This is a genomic window from Candidatus Methylopumilus rimovensis (assembly GCF_006364615.1).
Taxonomy (GTDB): domain Bacteria; phylum Pseudomonadota; class Gammaproteobacteria; order Burkholderiales; family Methylophilaceae; genus Methylopumilus; species Methylopumilus rimovensis.
This window is the reverse complement of the sequence record NZ_CP040986.1, coordinates 1,149,765-1,167,972: the sequence shown is the minus strand read 5'-3', so window position 1 is coordinate 1,167,972 and position 18,208 is coordinate 1,149,765. Positions and strand designations below refer to the sequence as shown.

Annotated in this window: 19 protein-coding genes; 13 read left to right on the top strand and 6 right to left on the bottom strand. The window is 34.3% G+C overall.

The features are described 5' to 3' along the window. Positions 1-3 precede the first annotated feature (3 nt). A complete protein-coding gene (gene lptF, locus FIT61_RS06110) occupies positions 4-1,089 on the bottom strand; it encodes an LPS export ABC transporter permease LptF (protein ID WP_139883782.1) in 1,086 nt (361 codons plus the stop codon). Positions 1,090-1,133: 44 nt separating this feature from the next. Between lptF and FIT61_RS06105 the strand changes: the two genes are divergently transcribed. Both FIT61_RS06105 and FIT61_RS06100 read left to right on the top strand, forming a co-directional pair. Beyond that, a complete protein-coding gene (locus tag FIT61_RS06105; RefSeq protein ID WP_139873887.1) occupies positions 1,134-2,615 on the top strand; it encodes a leucyl aminopeptidase in 1,482 nt (493 codons plus the stop codon). Positions 2,616-2,621: 6 nt separating this feature from the next. Next, a complete protein-coding gene (locus FIT61_RS06100; protein ID WP_139873886.1) occupies positions 2,622-3,038 on the top strand; it encodes a DNA polymerase III subunit chi in 417 nt (138 codons plus the stop codon). Here the strand turns inward: FIT61_RS06100 and gcvH are convergent, their stop codons facing one another. Then, positions 3,039-3,419, bottom strand: coding sequence for a glycine cleavage system protein GcvH (gene gcvH / locus FIT61_RS06095; RefSeq protein WP_139873885.1), 381 nt, complete (start codon positions 3,417-3,419; stop codon positions 3,039-3,041). It abuts the gene before it with no gap. Positions 3,420-3,526: 107 nt separating this feature from the next. Between gcvH and FIT61_RS06090 the strand changes: the two genes are divergently transcribed. Continuing rightward, on the top strand, positions 3,527-4,459 hold the full coding sequence (locus FIT61_RS06090) for a serine hydrolase (protein WP_139873884.1): 933 nt from the start codon (positions 3,527-3,529) through the stop codon (positions 4,457-4,459). On the opposite strand, the gene topA is transcribed toward FIT61_RS06090, so the two are convergent. From topA to FIT61_RS06075, 3 genes are all read right to left on the bottom strand, one after another. Further along, on the bottom strand, positions 4,456-7,017 hold the full coding sequence (gene topA / locus FIT61_RS06085; RefSeq protein WP_139873883.1) for a type I DNA topoisomerase: 2,562 nt from the start codon (positions 7,015-7,017) through the stop codon (positions 4,456-4,458). The two genes, FIT61_RS06090 and topA, sit on opposite strands and share 4 nt — an antisense overlap. A 116-nt stretch (positions 7,018-7,133) precedes the next feature. After that, on the bottom strand, positions 7,134-8,033 hold the full coding sequence (gene ttcA / locus FIT61_RS06080; RefSeq protein ID WP_139873882.1) for a tRNA 2-thiocytidine(32) synthetase TtcA: 900 nt from the start codon (positions 8,031-8,033) through the stop codon (positions 7,134-7,136). Further along, positions 8,030-8,776, bottom strand: coding sequence for a pteridine reductase (locus tag FIT61_RS06075; protein ID WP_139873881.1), 747 nt, complete (start codon positions 8,774-8,776; stop codon positions 8,030-8,032). The genes ttcA and FIT61_RS06075 overlap by 4 nt, the downstream gene beginning before the upstream one ends. Positions 8,777-8,829: 53 nt before the next feature. On the opposite strand from FIT61_RS06075, the gene FIT61_RS06070 reads away from it, so the two are divergent. Together FIT61_RS06070 and trmB are read left to right on the top strand one after the other, a co-directional pair. Continuing rightward, a complete protein-coding gene (locus FIT61_RS06070) occupies positions 8,830-9,975 on the top strand; it encodes a class I SAM-dependent methyltransferase (protein ID WP_187351792.1) in 1,146 nt (381 codons plus the stop codon). Continuing rightward, positions 9,972-10,667 carry a tRNA (guanosine(46)-N7)-methyltransferase TrmB gene (trmB, locus tag FIT61_RS06065; RefSeq protein WP_139883781.1) on the top strand — a complete coding sequence of 232 codons (696 nt, stop codon included), beginning with the start codon at positions 9,972-9,974 and terminating at the stop codon, positions 10,665-10,667. The genes FIT61_RS06070 and trmB overlap by 4 nt, the downstream gene beginning before the upstream one ends. Here trmB and yihA read toward each other — a convergent pair. Beyond that, positions 10,626-11,264 carry a ribosome biogenesis GTP-binding protein YihA/YsxC gene (gene yihA / locus FIT61_RS06060; RefSeq protein WP_139883779.1) on the bottom strand — a complete coding sequence of 213 codons (639 nt, stop codon included), beginning with the start codon at positions 11,262-11,264 and terminating at the stop codon, positions 10,626-10,628. The genes trmB and yihA overlap by 42 nt on opposite strands. 90 nt (positions 11,265-11,354) lie before the next feature. On the opposite strand from yihA, the gene FIT61_RS06055 reads away from it, so the two are divergent. The 8 genes from FIT61_RS06055 (at position 11,355) to FIT61_RS06020 (ending at position 18,201) form a co-directional block, all read left to right on the top strand. Beyond that, complete coding sequence (locus tag FIT61_RS06055) at positions 11,355-11,984, top strand: c-type cytochrome (protein ID WP_223259457.1); 630 nt, start codon at positions 11,355-11,357, stop codon at positions 11,982-11,984. 140 nt (positions 11,985-12,124) lie between these two features. Then, complete coding sequence (locus tag FIT61_RS06050; RefSeq protein WP_139883777.1) at positions 12,125-14,014, top strand: cytochrome c biogenesis protein ResB; 1,890 nt, start codon at positions 12,125-12,127, stop codon at positions 14,012-14,014. Positions 14,015-14,024: 10 nt separating this feature from the next. Beyond that, positions 14,025-15,158: a c-type cytochrome biogenesis protein CcsB gene (ccsB, locus tag FIT61_RS06045; protein ID WP_139873877.1), complete on the top strand. Its 1,134-nt coding sequence runs from the start codon at positions 14,025-14,027 to the stop codon at positions 15,156-15,158. Between the two features lie 38 nt (positions 15,159-15,196). Then, positions 15,197-16,000: an ABC transporter ATP-binding protein gene (locus FIT61_RS06040; protein ID WP_139873876.1), complete on the top strand. Its 804-nt coding sequence runs from the start codon at positions 15,197-15,199 to the stop codon at positions 15,998-16,000. Positions 16,001-16,003: 3 nt separating this feature from the next. Continuing rightward, positions 16,004-16,792, top strand: a complete 789-nt coding sequence (gene mlaE, locus FIT61_RS06035) for a lipid asymmetry maintenance ABC transporter permease subunit MlaE (RefSeq protein ID WP_139873875.1) — start codon at positions 16,004-16,006, stop codon at positions 16,790-16,792. Positions 16,793-16,810: 18 nt separating this feature from the next. Continuing rightward, entirely contained in the window at positions 16,811-17,278 is a 468-nt protein-coding gene (gene mlaD / locus FIT61_RS06030) for an outer membrane lipid asymmetry maintenance protein MlaD (RefSeq protein WP_139873874.1), read from the top strand. A gap of 27 nt (positions 17,279-17,305) precedes the next feature. Continuing rightward, a complete protein-coding gene (locus FIT61_RS06025; RefSeq protein ID WP_139873873.1) occupies positions 17,306-17,920 on the top strand; it encodes an MlaC/ttg2D family ABC transporter substrate-binding protein in 615 nt (204 codons plus the stop codon). Beyond that, a complete protein-coding gene (locus tag FIT61_RS06020; protein ID WP_139883775.1) occupies positions 17,917-18,201 on the top strand; it encodes an STAS domain-containing protein in 285 nt (94 codons plus the stop codon). The genes FIT61_RS06025 and FIT61_RS06020 overlap by 4 nt, the downstream gene beginning before the upstream one ends. Positions 18,202-18,208: the final 7 nt, after the last annotated feature.

The following is an 18,208-nucleotide window of genomic DNA, read 5'->3' as shown; positions in this document are numbered from 1 at the left end:
TATTTAAGACGCTTTCCTAAAACTGAATAATGGCTGATTCATTGATCGCCTATAGGTTAAATAAATAGCTGCGAGAAGAAAGATTAGGTGAATTGGCCAGAAGCCAATAACAATATTAACTTTTTTTAAAGTAATTAATGTGTTCATAACGGCTAAGAGATTGTTGTAGATTATAAAAATAAGTACAGCAAAAATGATATTAAGAGATCGTCCTGCTCGAGGATTTGTAAAGCTTAGAGGAATGGCTAAAAAAACTAATAAAATGCATGCGATGGGAGAGGCAATTCTCCATTGCAATTCTAGGCGATCCTCAAATGAGCTAGATTTAATTACATCGGAAAGGTTTTTGCTGTCAATACTTTCTGTGTAAGGTTCAACTGACTGTTGGGCTGTTAAAATACCATACTGATCAAACTCAGTCGTAGAGAACTCTTTTGTGTTAGGAACGCCCTCATATCTTCGACCTTTCTGTAAAATGATATAGTTGTCACCTTTGCTTGAAATTTCTCGGTGAGCATTGTTAGCAACAACAACGCCAAGTTTGTTATGTTGTTTTGTCTGAACAAATATATTTTTTACAGCACTTCCTAACTCATCAAAACTCTCAACATAAAATATCCGATCAGAACTTTTTGATTCTTTAAATGTCCCTGGATTAATACTAGCCATTTCATCACGACTCTTTAATTGACTTTTATATTGATCAGCTGTTCTCACCGCCCAAGGATTTAAAAAAAGAGAAAGAAAGCCCACCATAAATACGGCTGGCAGCGCAAATGAAGAAATAGGCTTAATAATTTTTGCCAGGCTCATGCCCGAACTAAGCCAAATGATCATTTCATGATCTCGATACCAACGAGATAGTGTAAGAAGCACTGCTAAGAAAATAGAAAGAGATAATAGAAGTGGTGAATATTTGATAAGGTTAAGACCAAGAATTGTTTTTATAGAGTCATTGGGGATATAGCCCTTACTTGCGAATCTAAGATAGAATGAAATTCTTTGGGCCATCACAATACTTATAAGTATTAAAAGTGCCGTAATTGAATTGGTAAGAAGTTCTTTTTTTAACGAAGTTTTAAATAACATTGATTTTTCCCGTTTTTAAATTCGAGAATACTTAAGGAATATATATGAAATTTAGCATAAAAACCGATCAGCTGGATAAACAACTCTCAGATGTATTGGTCATTGGAGTTTATGAATCCCTCAAGGTTGTTTGTGAAAAATTGTCTTTAAGCCCTAGCGCTAATGGTCATATTGCCTCTGCATTGAAACAGGGCGATATGAGTGGCAAAGTTGGTTCCTCTCTTATTTTGTATAACGTTCCCGGAATAAAAATTCCAAAAATACTTCTAATAGGCTTAGGCAAAGAAAAAGAGTTTGATGGGAAAAAATACCATGCTGCAGTGAGATCTATGGTTTATGCACTTAAGAAAATGGATGTTAAATCAGTCACATCGCAGCTGCAAATTGCTCCAGTAGAAGAAGGCGATATAGCCTGGAATGTTGAGCATTTTATTAATGAAGTTATGGATGCAAGTTATGAATTTACTGAGCTTAAAACTATTAATAAAAAAACCAAAAAATTCTTTGATTTTTTTGTAGTGGTAGATAAGAAAAGTCAAAAGATCGCAGAGGAGGCGCTAAAGAAATCGTTTGCTTTGGCAAAAGGAATTGAGCTTACAAAAACACTCGGCAATCTTCCTCCGAATATCTGTACACCAACCTATCTTGGCAAAAAAGCTCAAGAAATTGGAAAAGAACATGGTATGAAAATTGATGTTTTAGATCAGAAGCAAATTGAAAAATTAAAAATGGGTTCTTTTCTTGGTGTTGCCAAAGGGAGTAGACAGCCACCTAAATTTATAGTGCTTCAACATAATAAAGGTAAAAAAACGCAAAAACCTATTGTTTTGGTTGGTAAAGGAATTACTTTTGATGCGGGAGGTATATCAATTAAACCTGCAGGTGATATGGACGAAATGAAATATGATATGTGTGGAGCAGCTAGTGTATTAGGAACGTTTAAGACGATTGGCTTATTAAAACTTCCTATGAATGTCATTGGCATAATTCCAACATGTGAGAATTTGCCAGATGGATTAGCTTTGAAGCCAGGAGATATTTTAACTAGTATGTCAGGCCAAACAATCGAGGTGCTAAATACTGACGCTGAGGGCCGATTGATTCTATGTGATGCATTAACTTATGCAGAAAGATTTAATCCTGATGTAGTGATTGACATTGCCACCCTCACTGGCGCATGTGTGATTGCATTAGGACATCATGCTTCAGGTTTATATAGTAATGACGACAAGTTAGCGAAAGATTTAGAATCAGCAGGACAAGTATCTATGGATCGAGCATGGCGTATGCCACTTTGGGAAGACTATCAATCACAACTAGACAGTAATTTTGCAGATATGGCTAATATTGGCGGAAGAGCAGGAGGCAGTATTACTGCAGCATGCTTTTTATCTAGATTTGCAAAAAAATATAAATGGGCTCATTTAGATATTGCAGGTACCGCATGGAAATCTGGAAAAGCCAAGGGAGCGACGGGACGACCTGTTGGATTATTAACCCAATATATTTTAAGTAAGTTGTATTAAGTCTTTATGACTTATATCGACTTTTATTTTAATGTAGAAAATAAATTCAATAAAATTCATGAAATCATAGAAAGAGAAATTGTTCGCAAAAGAAAAATATTTATTCATGTAGATGATTTAAATAGTGCAAAAGCATTAAGTGATTTTCTTTATACAGCTTCACTTGCTTCATTCCTTCCTCATTCTGTAGGACATTATGAAGAAATGACCCCTATCCATATCGACTGGGATCATAAATTTGTGAGTGATGATTTTATGATTAATTTAAAGTCAGAGATTTTGCCTTCTTTTTCAAGATACTTAAGGTTAATTGAGATTGTGTCGCAAAATGAGGAAGATAAAAAAACAGCGAGGGATCGTTTAAAATTTTATCGCGATCGCGGGTATGAAATTCAGTTAATTGATGCCAAAAAAGAGATGTAATTAGCGAGTAAGTTCGCTATACCGAGTAGAGTCTAAAAAAAGTTCTTTGTTATCAATATTGTCATGAGATGTTATTTTACAAATCCAAGTTTCATAGGGTTTGTCATTAATTAGTTCTGGCGTTTTTTGAATGTTGGAATTAATTTCAATCATCACACCATTGAGTGGGCCGACTAAATCAGAAGCAGTTTTGACAGATTCAATCACTCCAAAGGCTACATTTCTTAAAATTTGACTTTGTAATTCGGGTAAATCTACAAAAACAATATCACCCAAAAGATTTTGTGCGTAATCAGTGACACCAACTTCGTAAGTGCTCTCACTAATAGATTTAATCCATAAGTGCTCAGGTGTATAAATAAGTGTATTAGGAATATTCATAATAAATTAGCTAATAGGAATTTTATCTTTAAATACATTAAGTTAATGACAAATATGATTTTTTTGTTTATTATCGCGTAAATTTAGTAAGAATAGGAGATTACCTAGTGAAAGAACGTATCAGACTTTTTTTCATCCTAAGCTTAACCTTTTTCTTAGCCTCAATATCAGCCGAAGCAAACCAACCAAGATCTAAAAAACCAACAAAAGCAGAATTAGCTCGCATATCTGCAGCAGATAATAAGACAAATAAAGATGGCCTTCTAAGAGTGGCTTCTTCTAACGCACTTATTGTCAATCAAAATACAGGTGAAGTTTTGTATGCAAAAGATACAGACGCACAAACCTCTATTGCGTCTGTAACTAAACTTATGACGGCTATGGTCACATTGGATGCAAAGCTCCCGATGGATGAAGAGATTGCTATTACTGAAGAAGATGTAGATACCTTAAAAAATTCAAGTTCAAAATTACCTGTTGGAACAGTATTGCCTCGTTCAGAACTTCTTAAAATCGCTTTAATCGCTTCAGATAATCGTGCAGCATCAGCATTAGGCAGAAATTACCCGACCGGAAAAACTGGTTTTATAAATGCAATGAACATTAAAGCATTGCAGCTTGATATGACACGAAGCGAGTTTGCAGATCCTACAGGCCTCAATAATCATAATATGTCGACAGCAGAAGATCTTGTAAAGATGGTAAAGGCTGCTTATCAATATCCTGAAATTCGTGAAATTACAACTACAGCTTCATATGAAGCCTATGTTAAAGGCCACCGTGCGCCAGTGAACTTTAATAATACGAATGGATTGGTTAGAAAAAGTGATTGGGTGATTGGTTTGTCAAAGACTGGTTTTATTCAAGAAGCTGGAAAATGCCTTGTTATGCAAGCCATGATTAGCGGACAGCCGATGATTATCGTATTACTCAAATCTTATGGAAGTGCCACTCGAATTGCAGATGCGAATAGAATTCGAAAATGGATTGAAAAAACATCTTCAATTTCTTTTTCGGACCAATCTAAAAGAAATAGCTAAGCTTTTTTAGTTTTTACGATCTTCTTTTTTGCTGCAGGTTTCTTAGTAACCAGTTTTTTCTCAGACGTTTTCTTGACGGTTGTTTTTTTAACTGCCGCTTTCTTTTTACCTTTACCCGAAGCTTCTTTATTGCTAATAAGAACTAAAGCTTCTTCAAAGGTAATTTTTTCAATATCTTGATCTTTTGGAAGGGTGACTTTGGTTGAGCCTTTTTGAAGGTATATGCCATAGCGACCATTAAAGATTTCAACTGAAAGATTTGTTTCGGGGTCATTACCCAGGTTTCTTAAAGGTGCATTTTTAGCAATAGCTTCCGCAATGAGCTCAAGTCCTCGTTCGAGCGTTACATCAAAAATGGATTCTGACCTCGGAATAGATTTAAATTTTCCATCATAATTTACATAAGGCCCAAAACGCCCAATATTTACAATGACTTTCTTGCCTGTATCTGGGTGAAGACCTAGCTCCTTAGGAAGTGATAAAAGATTTAATGCGATATCTTCATTTAGATCACTTAGTGATATCTCTTTAGGAACACTTACCCGCTTAGGTTTCTTTTTACTATCTTCCTCTTGAACGCCAACTTGAAGATAAGGTCCATAGGGACCGACTAATAAAAGAACATCTTTTCCAGTTTCAGGATCTTTACAAACAAGTACGGGTTCATTAGGAGTGCTTGAGTCACCATTTACATTTCTTGTGTAATCACAATCAGGATAACCGGAACAACCAATAAATTTACCTCTTCTGCCTAATCTCGAAAATAAAGGCTTGCTACATTTAGGACAGTCTTCATGAATAGCTTCTTGAGTAATTTCAGCTCGATCTATATTTGATTTTTCAAGAATTGTTTTATTGAAATCATCCCAAAAGCTTTTAAGAAGTGGTACCCATTCTTTATTGTTTTCTGCAATTTCGTCTAAAGAACTTTCAAGACCAGCAGTAAAATCATAATCAACATAACGAGTAAAATGTTCAGTTAGAAATTTGTTAACTACACGACCTACATCAGTAGGCATAAATCTCTTTTTATCAAGAATCACATATTCACGATCTTGGAGTGTTGAAATAATGCTTGCATAGGTAGAAGGTCTACCAATACCGTATTCCTCTAGAGATTTTACTAAGCTAGCTTCAGAGTATCTTGGAGGAGGTTCGGTAAAATGTTGATCACCATAAATTTTATCGACCGTCAGAATTTCACCAGTTTCAAGGGGAGGTAATTTAAGAGAGTCTTCATCTTCATTTGAAGCATCGTCCAAGCTCTCAGTATAAATAGCAATAAATCCAGGGAATATAAGTGTTTGACCAGTAGCCCTAAATAAGTTTGCTTCAGATCCAATAGAAAGATCTACACTTACAGCATCAAATTTAGCCGGTGTCATTTGACTTGCTAAAGAACGCTTCCAAATCATTTCATACAGCTTAAATTGTTCAGGAGATAATTTACCAATAAGGCTTTGAGGTGTTCGGCTGATATCTGTCGGTCTAATTGCCTCATGTGCCTCTTGCGCATTTTTTGATTTAGTTTTATAAAAAATAGGTGCTTTAGGTAAGTAATCTGCATCAAAATTTGTTTGAATGTAACCTCTAATTTGATTCATTGCTTCATTTGAGAGCGTGAGTGAATCTGTTCTCATATAAGTAATTAAACCTACAGTACCACTTCCAATATCAATACCCTCATAAAGCTGTTGAGCAATTCTCATCGCTCGACTTGTTGTAAAGCCAAGTTTACGCACCGACTCTTGTTGAAGTGTTGATGTAGTGAAAGGAGGCGCAGGATTTCGTGTTCTTTGTTTCTTTTCAACACGAGTTACTTTAGTTTTGCCAGCACTTTCTAAAAGTAATTTTCCGACAATAGACTCATGATTTTCTTTTGAGGTAATAGTAAATTGTTCAACTTTTTTATTATCGAGCTGAATAAGTTTTGCTTGAAATTTGTGTTTAGCTTTTAAAGAATCTAAATGAATCGTCCAATATTCCTGACTGATAAATTTTTCAATTTCAATTTCTCTCTCAATAATAAGTCTTAGTGCCGGACTCTGAACTCTACCTGCTGATAAGCCCCTTCTTATTTTTTTCCACAACAGAGGTGATAAATTAAATCCCACAAGATAATCGAGCGCTCTCCTCGCTTGTTGCGCATTGACAAGGGGCATTGATATATCTCTTGGATGCTCAATAGCATGCTCAATAGCTGATTTAGTAATTTCCTGAAAAATGACGCGTTTGATTAATTTATCTTTAGTTAATTTTTTTTCATTCAGTATCTCTAGGATATGCCATGAAATAGCCTCTCCTTCACGATCTGGATCGGTAGCTAGATAAACTTCATCTGATTTTTTTACAGCCCTTGCAATCTCATCAACGTGTCTCGAATTTCTTTCAATAATTGCATAATTCATTTTGAAATTATTGTCTGTTTCAACAGCACCTGTCTTTGGAATGAGATCGCGAACATGGCCATATGATGCTAAAACTTCAAATTTACTACCAAGATACTTTTTAAGGGTTTTGGCTTTAGATGGGGATTCAACAATTAAAAGTTTAGACATTAGGTGGTTTTAGATCAAAAATTTTGAAGAATAATAAATTTAAATCTTGATATATACAAGGTGTCTATACTAACTTAGTTAAATAAATTACGTTAATTAAATTTAAATAATGATTTTTAAGAAGCGATATTTTCAGCGAATAACGAGATATTGCTTAGGTCAGCGTTAAGGTTTCTAATTAAATCTTCGGTAAAAATGGGCTCATCTTCTTCTTTGTTTGATTGATTAAGATTTACGAAATCATAAAGTCGTCGATCTCCTAAATGTGAGAGCTCAATATTTGAGATAGCTTTATATATATTGTTAATGCGGCCTGGCTGTTCTCTTTCCCATACCGTTAACATTTCTTTTATTTTTTTTCTTTGAAGATTTTCTTGTGAGCCACATAGATTGCAAGGAATAATTGGAAAATTCATGCGTGATGCATAGCTTGAGATCTCTTTTTCAGAGCAGTATGCTAAAGGTCTAATGATAATATTTTTATTATCATTAGAGACTAATTTAGGGGGCATAGCTTTTAATTTGGAGCCAAAAAACATGTTAAGAAAAAGTGTTTCAACAATATCATCACGATGATGACCTAAAGCAATTTTATTTATATTGAGTTCTTTTGCTGTTCTGTAAATTATTCCTCGCCTTAGCCGAGAGCATAAAGAGCAGGTTGTTTTGCCGCTCGGAATTTTTTCTTTAACAATTGAGTAGGTATCTTCCGTAACAATCTGATATTCAATTCCTAAATCCTTCAAAAAATTAGGCAATACATCCGCGGGGAATCCTGGCTGTTTTTGATCTAGATTCATTGCAACAATATCAAAGTGAATAGGAGCCCTTTCTTTAAGAGCTAATAAAAACATTAACAATGAATATGAATCTTTACCCCCGCTCATGCATACCAAAACTCGGTCATTATTTTCAATCATATTAAAATCAGTGATTGCTTTACCAGTTAACCCTATCAGTTTATTGCGTAACTTCAGAAAGTTATTTGTTGCATCTATTGGAATTTGAGAACTCATAGTGAGAGCGACCTTCCTCCATCGACGGCTAGAATATGACCTGTAATAAATGGAGCATCTAATACCAAAAATTTCACAGCTATCGCAATATCTTCAGGCGTACCCATTTTTTTTAATAGTGTTTGAGAAATAACTCGTTGTTTGTAAATGTCGTTAAATTCTTCATTATTTTCAGGCCATAAAACTGGACCTGGCGCAACAGCGTTAACTCTGACTTCCGGACTTAATTCTTGGGCAAGTGATTTTGTAAGCGCGGTAAGTCCGGATTTAGCAATGCTATAAATAATGTAATTTTTTTTCGGTTTATCTATATGGGTATCTGTGATATTGATAATGCAGCCTTTAGTTTTAATAAGCTCATCTGCTGCAAGTTGAGATAAAAATAAGGGCGCTTTTAAATTGCTTCCGATAAGATCATTCCAATTTTCCTCATTCATTTTTCCGATTTTAGTTGGATAATAGCTAGAAGCATTATTTATAAGAATATCTAATCTACCGTAGGTTTTGATTGTCTTCTCAATAAGATTTGGCAATATATTTGTATCTACAAGATCAGCTTGAATGATATTTGCAGAGTCATTGCGGATTTTATTTAAATCTTCTTGAAGTTTTTTTGCTTCGTCGGCTGAATGTCGATAATGAATCATTAAATCGATACCAGATTCATGAAGTAACCTACAAATTGCCTGTCCAATTCTTTTGGCGCCACCAGTCACAAGAGCAATTTTTCGATTAGATTTCATAGCTTTATCTATAAATGAGTTGACTCTATTATAATCTAATACCTATGCCTTCAATGCCTACAGCTCCTCAAAATGAAATTCAAATAAGTGAGCAATTAAAAACAAAAATCATTCAATCTATTCAATCAAACCATGGATGGATAAGTTTTGATCGTTATATGGAGCATGCGCTTTATGACCCGGAATTAGGTTATTACACTGGAACTTTAAGAAAATTTGGAGAAAAAGGTGATTTTATTACAGCATCTGATATATCGAGTTTTTTTTCAAAAACATTATGTATTCAATTTAAAGAGATCTTCCAATCAGTAGCGAGAAGTATCATTGAAATTGGTGCTGGATCTGGGGAGTTTGCGCTTCAAGTGATCCAATCATTGAGCAGTGATAATGAAGATATAAATCATTATTTTATTCTAGAAATAAGCCATTCATTACGAAGACAACAATACGAATTATTAATAAATCATTTGCCTTCACATCTATTTAGTAAGATTCAATGGATTGAAGAAATACCCAAAGAATTCGAAGGCATCATTTTTTGTAATGAATTTTTAGATGCACTGCCTGTAGATTTAATAAAAAAAGAATCAGGCAAGTATTATCGAAAAGGAGTTGGTGTAGAAAATGATTTATTCGTTTGGAAAGATAAACCTATAGAAGATATATCTAGTTACGACCAAGTTGTTTTAGAGGATTTACCAGATAACTATCTTATTGAACATTCGCTTCATATTAAAAATTGGCTTAATAAAATAACCCAATCTCTTAGTAAAGGCATTGTCCTAATTATTGATTATGGTTTTAATCAAACAGAATATTTTCATGAGCAGCGATCTCAAGGAACATTGATGTGCCATTTTAAGCATTATGCCCATGACAATCCTCTTATTCAGATAGGCATTCAAGATATTACAACTCATATAAATTTCAGTTATGTTGCAAGGGAAGCTTCAAAATTAGGATTAAATATTACTGGCTATATATCTCAAGCAAATTTTCTTATTAATTGCGGCATATTAAACTTACTTGAAACATTAAATTTAGAGGACAGGGCTTTGTATATCAAATCAGTATCAGAAGTCCAAAAATTGTTATCTCCCTCAGAAATGGGAGATTTATTTAAAGTCATGATCCTAGAAAAAAATATGGATATAGATCTTTTAGGGCTTAAACAAAATAATAGAGTCACAAGACTATGACGGAACAAAATAAAGAAGAGATTAAGAAGCGACCTATAAGAACTTATATTTTAAGGCAGGGGCGAATTACTGCTGCCCAGACAAAAGCTATTCAAGATAACTTTCAAAAACATGCTGTTATTTTTGAAAATAAAATAATAAATTTTGGTGATATTTTTAAAAATAAAAATAGTGACCTTATACTAGAAATTGGATTTGGTATGGGAGCTTCAACCGCAGAAATTGCAAAATCTAATTTAAATAAAAATTATATTGCAATTGAAGTTCATTCACCCGGTGTAGGCAACTTACTTAAGTTAATTCAGGAAGATGACATTTCTAACTTAAAAATTATTCAACATGATGCGGTAGAAGTTCTTAATTTAATGATAAGTAACGATTCTTTGGATGGGATTCATATTTTTTTCCCCGATCCTTGGCCTAAAAAAAGACATCACAAAAGAAGACTTATACAATCAAATTTATTAAAGCTTATCGCCCAGAAAATTAAAAAAACGGGTTATCTTCATATTGCAACAGACTGGGAAGATTATGCTGTATGGATTATTGATCTTTTGGATAAAGAAGAATTACTTCAAAAAACGTCCGACGATTTTTTTAAAAAACCTGATTATCGCCCTTTCACAAAATATGAAAATCGAGGGATTAAATTAGGCTATAGAGTTTGGGATATGCTCTATAGGCGTATTTAGCCATTTTCCAATGATAGTTTCAGCATCATCGGCACCCTGTTTTTTTAAGCTAGAAAAAAGCTGAACTGTGCATTCAATCCCAAGAGCTGATCCCCACTTTTCATCAATTTCTTTTTGAACAGCATGAAGTGTTTTATGAGAAGCCTCACGAGAAAGCTTATCTGCTTTAGTTAATAAAATATGAATAGGTTTTTTATTTAACGAGAACCACTTTAACATTTGTTGATCAAGAGGCGTGAGCGGATGTCTAATATCCATAACTAAAACAAGGCCAAAGAGACAAGAACGCTCAGATAGATAAGTGGCTAAAGTTTTTTGCCAATGATCTTTAATCGCTTGGGGTACTTTGGCATAACCATAACCTGGCAAATCCACCAAGAAACGATTCTCGCCAAGAGAAAAGAAATTAATAAGCTGGGTTCGCCCAGGCTGCTTACTTACAAAAGCAAGGCGATTATGATTTGCAAGCGCATTAATAGCGCTAGATTTTCCCGCGTTTGATCTTCCTGCAAAGGCAATCTCAATCCCAGTAGGGGGAGGCAAATCACTTAAATGGTGAGCAGATATAAAATATGATGCGTTTTTAAAAATAGCCATGCGCTTTACCTAAACCTGTTCAATCCAATCAAAATGCTATCACGAGAATAGGATTTTAGATAAAATGTACAACTTGTACATACTTTATATATGGAGCTTTCTGCAATGAGTGGTCGAAATGTTTTTTTTATTCTCATCTTGTCATTTTTAATTGCAAGTACAGCAATTTCTGCAACGATTGATAATAAAAACCCACCTCAAGCAGTTGGGACTGTATGCGCAGCGTGTCACGCAATTGATGGCAATAGTATTATTAGCGCCAATCCAAAATTAGCAGGGCAACACGCAGAATATCTTTACAAACAATTAATAAATTTTAAATCTGGTGATCGCGCAAACGCAGTAATGTCTGGAATGGCAGCAATGTTATCAGATGCTGATATGCATGCGGTGGCAGAATACTTTTCAAAGCAAACATTAAATTTAGGGCAAGCTAAAACAAATGGTGCGGGGTCTTTAGGCGAAAAAATTTATCGTGCAGGTATCCAGGTCAATGGCTTGCCAGCGTGTGCGTCTTGCCATGGACCTTCAGGCGATGGTCTTCCTGTTAAATATCCACGCTTAGGTGGTCAACACTCAGAGTATGTTTTAAATCAATTAAGACAGTTTAGACTCGGTGCTCGAGCAAATGATGAAGCAAAAGTAATGCGAACCATTGCTGCTAAATTAACTGATCAAGAAATGGAAGCAGTAGCAGATTACATCCAAGGTTTAAGATAAGCCATTCTAACTTTCGTATTAAGCTTAATTACTACAACTTCCTTGCAGTTTTTCTAGTCAAAACTTTTCATTTTTAAAAATGAGTTATTTTGAAATCTTCAACAATTAATTCCAAAAAAATAAATCAATTGCTAAGTTCAATGAGCTTCGCGGTGTCGATGCTTGTATTTTTGGGCATTGCATCAATCATAGGAACAATGCTTAAGCAGAATGAGCCCTATGAGAACTACATTATTAAATTAGGCGAATTTTGGTTTGTATATTTTGAAAAAATTGGTCTTTATGATGTATATCACAGCATTTGGTTTTTAATAATTCTTCTTTTTTTGGTTTTATCTACAACGCTTTGTATTATTAAAAATACACCAGCAATTCTTAAGGACTTTTCAGTATTTAAAGATTCTTTAGAGGAAAAGTCACTTTTATCATTCACACATCATCTTGTTATAAAAAATAAAAAGTATGTGAATACTTCAAAAATTCTTCATTACTTAAAACAATCTAAATATAAGGTAAAAGAGAAATCGAAAGAAAATGGCGATTTTTTAATTGTTGCCAAGAAGGGAAACTACCAGCGCATAGGGTATATTTTGACGCATATTGGAGTGGTAATAATTTGCTTAGGTGGGTTATTGGATGGCAATCTGATTTTTAAAGCTCAAGAATTACTAGGTTATAAAAAAATTGAAACATTAGATATGCCGGCTTCAAAGGTTCCAGAAGCAAGTAGATTAAGTCTGAGCAATACCTCATTTAGAGCAAATATGACGCTTGCTGAGGGCTCTTCAGATAATGTTGCATTTGTCAGAATGAAAGATGGATACCTTGTACAAGATTTGCCTTTTAAAATAACTCTAAAAGATTTTAGAATTAATCATTATTCAACAGGTATGCCAAAATCCTTTGAAAGCGATTTGGTAATTTCCGATCCTGAACTTTCTCAAGATATAACAAAAACAATTAGCGTTAATCATCCTTTTACCTATAAAGGTATAGCAATATATCAATCAGATTTTCAAGATGGAGGCACAAAGCTAAATATTAAATTGCGAAGCCTATTCAATTCTAACTCTACTCAAAAAATAGATGGAAAGATTTTTGATAAAGTCAAATTAGATAAAGATCAAATTACTTACGAGTTTAATGATTTTAAAAAATTTAATGTATTACATTTAAAAGAGGGCGAAAAAGAAAAGCCCAGAAATGTAGGTCCAAGTGTCACCTATAAGGTTAGAAATAGCTCAGGTCAGGCTCGTGAATATCTTTCATATCAATATCCTATGCCAATTGAGGGACGTTCATTCTATATAAGCGGCATGAGAGAAACGCCGCAAGAAGAATTTAAATACTTAAAAATTCCTGCAGACGCAAAAGGCTCTATTGATGAATTTATGTTATTTAAAGATGCGCTTCAAAATAAAACACTGATTGAATCTGTTGCAAAAAAAATAGCCAATCAATCGACGAGTAATATAGATAAAAATAATGAGGTTAAAGAATCATTTGAAAAGAGCGTTAATAAATTAATGGCTTTATTTGGGCAAGGAGGATTTTCAAATATTGCTGAAAATATAGATAAAAATATTCCAGCGAATGAAAAAGAAAAAGCAGTTCAAACTTACTTAAAAATTATTGATATTGCATCAAGTGAGATTTATAAAGCCAGATTTAATCTGGCAGATAAAGATCTCAATCAAACTCGAATCATATTTATACAAGATGCATTAAATGCATATAGTGATATATTTTTTTATGGAGTTCCTTATTACTTTGAATTAACAAGTTATGAACAAAAAGAAGCAAGCGGACTCCAATTGACTAAGTCGCCTGGTCAATTTTGGGTTTATCTTGGGTCCTTAAGTTTAGTGCTTGGTATTTTTTCAATGATTTATTTACATGAAAGAAAATTATGGTTGCTTATAAAAGCAAAAGGCGGCGTTATACTAGCTTTAAGCTCTAATCGTAAGAATATAGATTTTGAAAATGACTTCAAAAAATTAATTCAAGAAATTAAGAAAATTATTCAATAATAGGTGAAATATGTTCAATAAATTATTTAAATCTTCTAAAGCGACATTTCAAACATTTAATGTTTTTTATCTTGCTTTTTTATTAGGCGGTGCCTTGTATGCACTAAAAACATTTCATAGTTATATGGATGTTTATGAAAAAGTAATTTTATTTGGAAGTGTTGGATTTTTTTCATGGCTTGGTTGGAAATGGAATAATTTTAAAAAAATTACGATTTTGGTTTTTGTGATTAGTCTTTTCGCGATTCATTTATATCAAGACGTCTTAGCCAATAATGAGCAAATCTTCTTATTGAAATATTTAATAGCAAGTCAATCAGCAATTATGTGGATGAATGTTTTTTTCGTGCTTTCACTTTTACTCTATTGGCTAGGCCTTCTTACAAAAAATAATTTAATAGACAATATTGCCTCCTCGTTCACTTTTGTAGCAGTTTTGTTTGGTTTCATTGGATTACTTGTGAGATGGTATGAATCTTATTTAATGGGTCTTGATATCGGTCATATCCCAATCAGTAACTTATACGAAGTATTTATTTTATTTTGTTTAATTACCTCCCTTCTATATTTATTTTACGAAGAAAGGTTTAATACAAAAAAATTAGGTGCTTTTGTATTGATTGTTATTAATGCAGCTGTGGGATTTATTTTATGGTACACATTTGATCGTCATGCAGATGGTGTTCAGCCTTTAGTGCCCGCTCTTCAATCTTACTGGATGAAAATACATGTGCCTGCCAATTTCATAGGATATGGATCGTTTTCATTAGCAGCTATGGTATCGGTTGCTTACTTATTTTCAGGCAAAAAAATACTAACTTCTTATTTGCCAAAATTAGCTGTCCTTGATGACCTTATTTATAAGTCTATAGCAATCGGATTTATCTTTTTTACAATCGCAACGATATTAGGTGCCATATGGGCAGCAGAAGCTTGGGGAGGTTATTGGTCATGGGACCCAAAAGAAACATGGGCACTAATCGTTTGGTTAAATTATGCAGCTTGGCTACATTATCGAATTGTTAAAGGCCTAAGAGGCTCTATTTTGGCCTGGTGGGCACTGATTGGGCTTGTTATTACTACCTTTGCTTTTTTAGGCGTCAATATGTTTTTATCGGGACTGCATTCATATGGCGAACTTTAATTCCATGTAGAATGTACGTTTAATATTTACATTTAAATATGACCCAAAAAAATATAGTCGAAATTAAAAACCTATCTTTTGGCTACGGTAATCTTATGCTTCATAAAGATATCAGTATGGTTTTTCCTCGCGGTAAAGTCACAGCTATCATGGGTGGAAGCGGTTGCGGTAAAACGACTATTCTTCGTTTGATAGGCGGTCAGATAAAACCTAAAGCCGGTCAAGTAACTGTGGATGGCAAGATTGTTCACAAACAAGATAGACAGGGCATTTATGAATTGCGAAGAAAAATGGGCATGCTTTTCCAGCACGGCGCTCTTTTTACTGACTTGTCCGTATTTGATAATGTGGCATTTCCAATGCGTGAACACACAAAATTACCAGAAAGCATGATTCGCGATTTAGTTCTTATGAAGCTTAATGCGGTTGGCTTAAGAGGCGCTCATAAACTTATGTCTACTGAACTCTCAGGCGGGATGGCAAGACGAGTAGCACTTGCAAGAGCTATTGCACTAGACCCAGATATTATTATGTATGACGAGCCTTTTGCTGGATTAGATCCTATTTCTATGGCAGTCATTTGTGATCTTATCAGAACGCTCAATGATGCATTGGGAGCAACTTCAATTATCGTGACTCACGATGTAGAAGAAGCCTTTTCTTTTGCAGACTATATTTACTTTGTTGCGGATGGATCAGTTGCTGCTGAAGGAACGCCTAAAGAATTGTCAAAATCAAAACTTCCTTTTGTGCATCAATTTGTGCATGGGGAGAAAGACGGCCCTGTTCCATTTCATTACAATGCGCCTAGCTATAAAAAAGATATTTATGAGTCGGTTTAATTTATGAATCCAATTTTCAAAATTTTAAGCAATCTAGGCAATCATGTTACTTCAAGAATTTGGCGTTTAGGTTCAGCTACGAGGTTATTTTTACTAACCTTAATTTATTCAGGTGAAAGCTTTAGACGAATTCACTTAACCATCCGTGAAATATATTTCACCGGTGTCATGTCCTTAATTATTATCGTGGTCTCCGCATTCTTTGTAGGCATGGTGCTGGGTTTACAAGGATATTACACGTTACAAAAATATGGCTCTTCAGAATCCATTGGCGTTTTAGTTGCATTAGCTTTATTAAGAGAACTTGGCCCAGTGGTTACTGCGCTTTTATTTGCAGGAAGAGCCGGAACTGCAATCACCGCTGAAATTGGTTTAATGAAAGCCACTGAGCAATTATCAGCCATGGAGATGATGGCCATAAGTCCAATTGCCAGAATTATTGGCCCTAGATTTTGGGCTGGTGTTATTTCAATGCCTATACTTGCTTCCATTTTCTCAATGGTAGGCGTGATGGGAGGCTACTTAGTTGCGGTCCCTATTATTGGTGTAGATCACGGAGCATTTTGGTCCCAAATGAATGTGAATGTTGATTTTAGATTTGATGTGATAAATGGACTTATCAAAAGTTTCGTATTTGGAGTTGCATGTACGATTATTGCCCTCTATGAAGGTTATGATGCTCCTCCAACGGCAGAAGGAGTAAGTCGAGCTACCACGCGGACTGTAGTAACTTCTTCACTTACTGTTTTAGGATTAGATTTTATTTTAACTTCGTTTATGATGTCGAATTAATATGTGATTGGAGCCATTATGGATAAGACAACATTAGATATTTGGGTGGGTTTATTTGTCGCAATAGGGATTGCAGCCCTTATGGGCTTAGCCATGAAGGTGGGAAACCTTACAAGCAATACGCTAGGGGAAACTTATACAATAACCGCAAATTATGAAAATATTGGAGGACTCAAACCCAGAGCGCCAGTTAAAAGTTCAGGCGTAGTTGTAGGCCGTATTGATAAAATCCAATTTGATACTAAAGCTTATCAAGCTGTTGTAACCTTAAAAATAGATAAAAGATATCCTTTCCCAAAAGATACCTTCGCAAACATTTACACATCAGGATTGCTAGGCGAGCAATATATTAGCCTAGAGGCTGGTGGTGATGATCACTTTCTAAAAGAAGGAGATCGGGTCTCTAAAACACAAGATGCGGTTGTATTGGAAAAGCTTATCAGTCAGTTTTTATATAGTAAAGCCTCTGAAGAGCCCAAAAAATAATTTTTACTAGAAAGGTATTTTAAAGTCATGAAAAAGTTTTTATTATTAATTTTAACTTTACTAATGTCGATGAGCATATTTGCTGCGGAAGCTCCAGACCTTTTCGTTAGGAAAATTGCCGATGAAGTTTTTGAAATTTTAAAAACGGATAAAGATTTAAAAGCGGGCAATAAGGAAAAAGCCTACAAAATTACTGAAGAAAAAATACTTCCTTATTTTGATTTCGATCGCATTTCAAAACTTGTTCTTGGAAAAGCTTGGCCAGCAGCAACTAAAGACGAGCAGGAAGCTTTCAAAAAAGAGTTTAGAACGATGCTTGTTAAGACTTATGGTAGTGCATTGTTAAAATTTAAGGATCAGACTTTAAATTATAAACCAACTCGATTTCAACCCTCAGATGAAGAAGTATTAGTGAAGACTGAAATTTTGAAGTCTGGCGCGCCACCTTTGCCGATAGACTACATGCTAGAGAAAGATGGTGATTCTTGGAAAGTATTTGATATTATTATTGAAGGTGTCAGTCTAGTTACAAACTTTCGCGGGCAATTTGGTAATGAAATAAAGCAAAATGGTATAGCTTCTCTTATTTCAAAACTTGCAGAGAAGAATGCTGATTCTGATAAAGCAAAATCTAATAAATGATTATTTTTGATAAAAATCAATGGCAGTTAAGTGGCGATCTTACAATTGAAAAGATACCAGCCATTATTGATTTAATTAATAAACAAAAATTAGACAAAAAAACGACGATTGCTTTCTCAAAAGTAACTTCTGTAGATACGTCGACATTAAGTCTGATTTTTGAATTACAAAGACAAGCTAAAAAAACAAAATCACATTTTGTTTTTAAAAATTTACCAAAAAATTTAAATAGCCTCGCAAAATTATATGGAGTGGAAGATTTAGTATCTTCCCTTCATTAGGTTTTGT

Excerpts from the sequence above, each read along its gene's own strand:
- mlaE (WP_139873875.1), top strand. The coding sequence starts at position 16,004 with ATGAATCCAATTTTCAAAATTTTAAGCAATCTAGGCAATCATGTTACT.
- FIT61_RS06075 (WP_139873881.1), bottom strand. The coding sequence starts at position 8,776 with ATGAAATCTAATCGAAAAATTGCTCTTGTGACTGGTGGCGCCAAAAGA.
- lptF (WP_139883782.1), bottom strand. The coding sequence starts at position 1,089 with ATGTTATTTAAAACTTCGTTAAAAAAAGAACTTCTTACCAATTCAATT.
- FIT61_RS06040 (WP_139873876.1), top strand. The coding sequence starts at position 15,197 with ATGACCCAAAAAAATATAGTCGAAATTAAAAACCTATCTTTTGGCTAC.
- topA (WP_139873883.1), bottom strand. The coding sequence starts at position 7,017 with ATGTCTAAACTTTTAATTGTTGAATCCCCATCTAAAGCCAAAACCCTT.
- ccsB (WP_139873877.1), top strand. The coding sequence starts at position 14,025 with ATGTTCAATAAATTATTTAAATCTTCTAAAGCGACATTTCAAACATTT.
- yihA (WP_139883779.1), bottom strand. The coding sequence starts at position 11,264 with ATGGCTATTTTTAAAAACGCATCATATTTTATATCTGCTCACCATTTA.
- FIT61_RS06070 (WP_187351792.1), top strand. The coding sequence starts at position 8,830 with ATGCCTACAGCTCCTCAAAATGAAATTCAAATAAGTGAGCAATTAAAA.
- FIT61_RS06025 (WP_139873873.1), top strand. The coding sequence starts at position 17,306 with ATGAAAAAGTTTTTATTATTAATTTTAACTTTACTAATGTCGATGAGC.
- trmB (WP_139883781.1), top strand. The coding sequence starts at position 9,972 with ATGACGGAACAAAATAAAGAAGAGATTAAGAAGCGACCTATAAGAACT.
- FIT61_RS06020 (WP_139883775.1), top strand. The coding sequence starts at position 17,917 with ATGATTATTTTTGATAAAAATCAATGGCAGTTAAGTGGCGATCTTACA.
- mlaD (WP_139873874.1), top strand. The coding sequence starts at position 16,811 with ATGGATAAGACAACATTAGATATTTGGGTGGGTTTATTTGTCGCAATA.
- FIT61_RS06100 (WP_139873886.1), top strand. The coding sequence starts at position 2,622 with ATGACTTATATCGACTTTTATTTTAATGTAGAAAATAAATTCAATAAA.
- FIT61_RS06050 (WP_139883777.1), top strand. The coding sequence starts at position 12,125 with ATGAGCTTCGCGGTGTCGATGCTTGTATTTTTGGGCATTGCATCAATC.
- FIT61_RS06055 (WP_223259457.1), top strand. The coding sequence starts at position 11,355 with ATGGAGCTTTCTGCAATGAGTGGTCGAAATGTTTTTTTTATTCTCATC.
- gcvH (WP_139873885.1), bottom strand. The coding sequence starts at position 3,419 with ATGAATATTCCTAATACACTTATTTATACACCTGAGCACTTATGGATT.
- ttcA (WP_139873882.1), bottom strand. The coding sequence starts at position 8,033 with ATGAGTTCTCAAATTCCAATAGATGCAACAAATAACTTTCTGAAGTTA.
- FIT61_RS06105 (WP_139873887.1), top strand. The coding sequence starts at position 1,134 with ATGAAATTTAGCATAAAAACCGATCAGCTGGATAAACAACTCTCAGAT.